Here is a 3,837-nt window from a genome sequence, read left to right as displayed (position 1 = left end):
GTCCATCGCCGCGGCGCCGGTGCTGGGGGGGCGGGACCTGGCGGAGCATGAGGGGCGGCTCTGGGCGATGGCGATGACCCATGCCGCCGACGGCGCCTGGCTGAAGGGCTTCCCGTTCCAGCTGGACGAGGCGCCGCTGTCGGTCCGGCGCGACGCCCCGGGCGTCGGCGCCGACACCGCCCGGGTGCTGATCGAGATCGCCGGCTATTCGGCGGCCGAGGTCGCGGCGCTGGCGGCGGATGGCGTGGTCGAGGTCGCCGCCGGGGCGGGCGACGCATGAACGGTCTTCGCCCCCGGGAACCGGTGCGACGCCTCGTAGCGCGCCGCCTCGCCCAGGATCCAGTCGCGGAACTCCACCAGCCGCGGGTTCTTGGCCGCATGCTCGTAGTACATCAGGTGATAGGCGTTGCCGTTCTGCAGGATGAAGTCGAAGGCCGGGACCAGCCGGCCGGTCTCGAGGTCCTCGATCACCAGGGCCATCTGGCCGATGGCGATGCCGATGCCCTCGATCGCCGCCTGGTAGGCCAGGCTGGAGCTCTCGAAGCGCAGGCCACGGGCGGGGTCGACGTCGGTCGCGCCGGCGGCGGCCAGCCAGTCCTGCCAGTCGTCGGGCCGGGCCAGGGAGTGCAGCAGCGTGTGGCGGCTGAGGTCGTTGTATTCGCGCAGCGGCGGATCCGCGCGCAGCAGGGCCGGGCTGCAGACCGGGATCAGCTCGCTGCCGGCCAGGCGGTGCGAGATCACGCCGTCCCAATCGCCGCGCCCCTGCTGGATCGCGACATCGACCTCGCCGGTCACGAGGTAATGCGTCGGCAGCGGCGCCAGCATCGTCGTCAGATGCAGCTCCCGCGTCGGGTACATCTTGTGGAACAGGGGCAGCCGCGGCATCAGCCAGCGCAGCGTGAAGGTCATCGCCGACTGGATGCGCAGCGACCGCTCGCGATGGGCGTTCAGCAGGCGCTTGGTCGCGTTGTCGGCCCGCTCGAACACATCGGTCAGGGCGCCGACATAGGCGCGGCTGGCATCGGTCATGCGCAGGTCGCGATGGGTCCGGTCGAACAGCTCGACCCCCAGGAAATCCTCGAGCAGCTTGATCTGGCGGCTGATCGCCCCCGGGGTGACGTGAAGCTCCTCGGCCGCGCGCGTAAAACTCACATACCGGCCGGCGGCTTCGAAGGCGCGCAGCGCGTTCAGTGGGGGCAGGCGCCACGCCATGGGCTTTCTCCCTTGAGTATTTTTCACATGACGCTAGGTCGTCGCGGCGGCCGGCGCAAGCCTTCAGAAGGGCGATGGGCATGAAGCTCTACTGGTCGCCGCGGTCGCCCTTCGTGCGGAAGGTGATGCTGGTGGCGCACGAGGCCGGCCTGGCCGGGCGGATCGAGACGGAAGCGGTGCAGGTCACGGCGGTCCAGACGCATTCCCGGGTGATGGCGCACAACCCCCTGGGCAAGATCCCGACGCTGGTGCTGGAGGACGGCACGGCGATCTACGACTCCCCCGTGATCTGCGAATTCCTCGACACCCTCCATGACGGCCCTCCGCTGCTGCCGCCGGACCCTGCGGCGCGGCTCCGGGCCCGGCGGTGGGAAGCGCTGGGCGACGGGCTGGCCGAGACGCTGCTGGTCTGGCTGGGAGAGCGGTTCCGACAGCAGCCGGGGCAGTCGGAGAGCCGCATCACCGTCTGCCGCACCAAGCTGGCCGCCATCCTGTCGGCGCTGGAGGGAGAGGCCGCGGATCTCGAGGCCGCGCCGTTCGGCATCGGCCAGGCGGCGATCGGCGCGGCGCTGGCCTATCTCGATTTCCGCTTCGGCGACGTGGCGTGGCGGTCGGACCATCCCCGGCTGGCCGCCTGGCATGCGGGCTTCTCCGCCCGGCCATCCGCCGTGGCGACGGCCTTCTGGGATGAACTCGCGGCTGCGGCCGGCACGGAACCTGGGACGAAGGGACGATGACGATCAAGGGCAAGGCCTATATCGCCGGGGCCTATGAGCATCCGACGCGCAAGGCGCCGGACAAGTCGGTGGCGCAGCTGCATGCCGAGGTGGCGCTGGGGGCGCTGGCCGATGCCGGCCTCTCCAAGGACGATGTCGACGGCTATTTCTGCGGCGGCGACGCGCCCGGCACCGGCCCGCTGTCGATGCTGGAATACATGAACCTGAACGTCCGGCACGTCGATTCCACCAATATCGGCGGGTCGTCCTACATCGCCCATGTCGGCCATGCCGCCGAGGCGATCGCCGCCGGGAAATGCGACGTCGCGCTGATCACCCTGGCCGGGCGGCCGCGCAGCGACGGGTCGTCGAACGGCACCGCGCCGCGGCGGGACGATCCCGCGCAGCCCGACTATCCCTGGGAGCAGTCCTTCGGGATGGAGACGCTGAACGCCTACGCCATGTGCGCGATGCGGCATATGCACGAATTCGGCACCACCAGCGAGCAGCTGGCCTGGATCAAGGTCGCGGCCTCGCACCACGCCCAGCACAACCCCCACGCCATGCTGCGCAACGTGGTCACGGTGGAGGAGGTGCTGGCCTCGCCGATGATGGCCGACCCGCTGCACCGCCTGGACTGCTGCGTCGTCAGCGACGGCGGCGGCGCGCTGGTGGTGGTGCGGCCGGAGATCGCGCGCAGCCTGAAGCGGCCGCTGGTCAAGGTGATGGGCGCGGGGGAGGCGGTGAAGCACCAGGCGGGCGGGCGCATCGACCTGACCACCAGCGGCGCCGTCCGCTCCGGCGCCGCGGCCTTCGCCGAGGCCGGGGTGACGCCGGCCGACGTCAGATACGTCTCGGTCTATGACAGCTTCACCATCACGGTGCTGGTGCAGCTGGAGGATCTGGGCTTCTGCCCGAAGGGGCAGGGCGGCCGCTTCGTCGCCGACGGCAACCTGATCTCCGGCCAGGGCCGGCTGCCCTTCAACACCGATGGCGGCGGGCTGTGCAGCAACCACCCGGTGCATCGCGGCGGCATGACCAAGGTGCTGGAAGCGGTGCGCCAGCTGCGGGGCGAGGCGCATCCGGCGGTGCAGGTGCCGGGCTGCGACATCGCCCTGGTGCACGGCACCGGCGGGCTGATCAGCATGCGGCACGGCTCCGCGACGCTGATCCTGGAACGCGAATAGGAGACGCCGCCATGGATGCGATCGAGGCGATGGGCTTGCACAGCCCCGAGAATGTCGAGTTCTGGTCCGCCCTGAGGGGCGGGCGCTTCCTGGTGCGGCGCTGCGCGTCCTGCGGCGAGGCGCATTGGTATCCGCGGGCGGTCTGCCCCTTCTGCTTCAGCACCGACACGCGGTGGGAGGACGGGGCCGGCCGGGGGACGATCTATTCCTATACGGTCATGCGCCGCGCCGCGGTGCCCTATGCCATCGCCTTCGTCACGCTGGCGGAAGGGCCGACGATGATGACCAACATCGTCGACTGCGATTTCGACCGGATCCGCATCGGGCAGCCCGTCCGGCTGGTGGTGCGGGAGCGTGCCGACGGCCTGCCGCTCCCCGTCTTCACCCCGGCCTGAGACCCGGCCGATGAGCTGGATCCAGGCCAATGGCGCGGTGCTGCGCTATGAGCTGTCGGGCCGGGGCGGGCCGCCCCTGGTGCTGGTGCATGAGATGGGCGGCACGCTGGAAAGCTGGGACGCGGTCGCGCCCGTGCTGGCCCGGTCCCGGCAGGTGCTGCGCTACGACATGCGCGGCTCCGGCCTGTCGGAGAAGGTGCGGGGCACGCTCGCGCTCGGCACGCTGGCCGACGACCTGGCCGCCCTGATGGACCGGCTCGGCAGTCGTGGGGCCGGCCGTGGTGGCGGGCTGCGCCGTCGGGGCGGCGGTCGCGCTCGGCTTCACCG

Annotated in this window: 6 protein-coding genes; 5 read left to right on the top strand and 1 reads right to left on the bottom strand. The window is 71.2% G+C overall.

Annotated elements, in window-relative coordinates:
* The coding region (locus P409_RS39380) for a CoA-transferase family III protein (RefSeq protein WP_034846562.1) at positions 1–280 on the top strand (280 nt) is incomplete at its 5' end.
* Here P409_RS39380 and gcvA read toward each other — a convergent pair.
* Positions 205–1,212 carry a transcriptional regulator GcvA gene (gcvA, locus tag P409_RS28905; protein ID WP_052121526.1) on the bottom strand — a complete coding sequence of 336 codons (1,008 nt, stop codon included), beginning with the start codon at positions 1,210–1,212 and terminating at the stop codon, positions 205–207. The two genes, P409_RS39380 and gcvA, sit on opposite strands and share 76 nt — an antisense overlap.
* A gap of 80 nt (positions 1,213–1,292) precedes the next feature.
* Between gcvA and P409_RS28900 the strand changes: the two genes are divergently transcribed.
* The 4 genes from P409_RS28900 to P409_RS28885 form a co-directional block, all read left to right on the top strand.
* Positions 1,293–1,949 carry a glutathione S-transferase family protein gene (locus P409_RS28900; RefSeq protein WP_052121527.1) on the top strand — a complete coding sequence of 219 codons (657 nt, stop codon included), beginning with the start codon at positions 1,293–1,295 and terminating at the stop codon, positions 1,947–1,949.
* Complete coding sequence (locus P409_RS28895) at positions 1,946–3,115, top strand: thiolase domain-containing protein (RefSeq protein WP_034846560.1); 1,170 nt, start codon at positions 1,946–1,948, stop codon at positions 3,113–3,115. Before P409_RS28900 ends, P409_RS28895 begins: the two co-directional genes overlap by 4 nt.
* Before the next feature lie 11 nt (positions 3,116–3,126).
* A complete protein-coding gene (locus P409_RS28890) occupies positions 3,127–3,510 on the top strand; it encodes a Zn-ribbon domain-containing OB-fold protein (RefSeq protein ID WP_034846558.1) in 384 nt (127 codons plus the stop codon).
* Positions 3,511–3,520: 10 nt separating this feature from the next.
* A partial coding sequence (locus P409_RS28885) for an alpha/beta fold hydrolase (protein WP_152613597.1) occupies positions 3,521–3,837 on the top strand: 317 nt, incomplete at its 3' end.

The sequence above is a fragment of the Inquilinus limosus MP06 genome (assembly GCF_000767795.1).
Taxonomy (GTDB): domain Bacteria; phylum Pseudomonadota; class Alphaproteobacteria; order DSM-16000; family Inquilinaceae; genus Inquilinus; species Inquilinus limosus_E.
The sequence above is the reverse complement of the archived record's forward strand: the minus strand, read 5'-3'. Positions and strand labels throughout refer to the sequence as shown.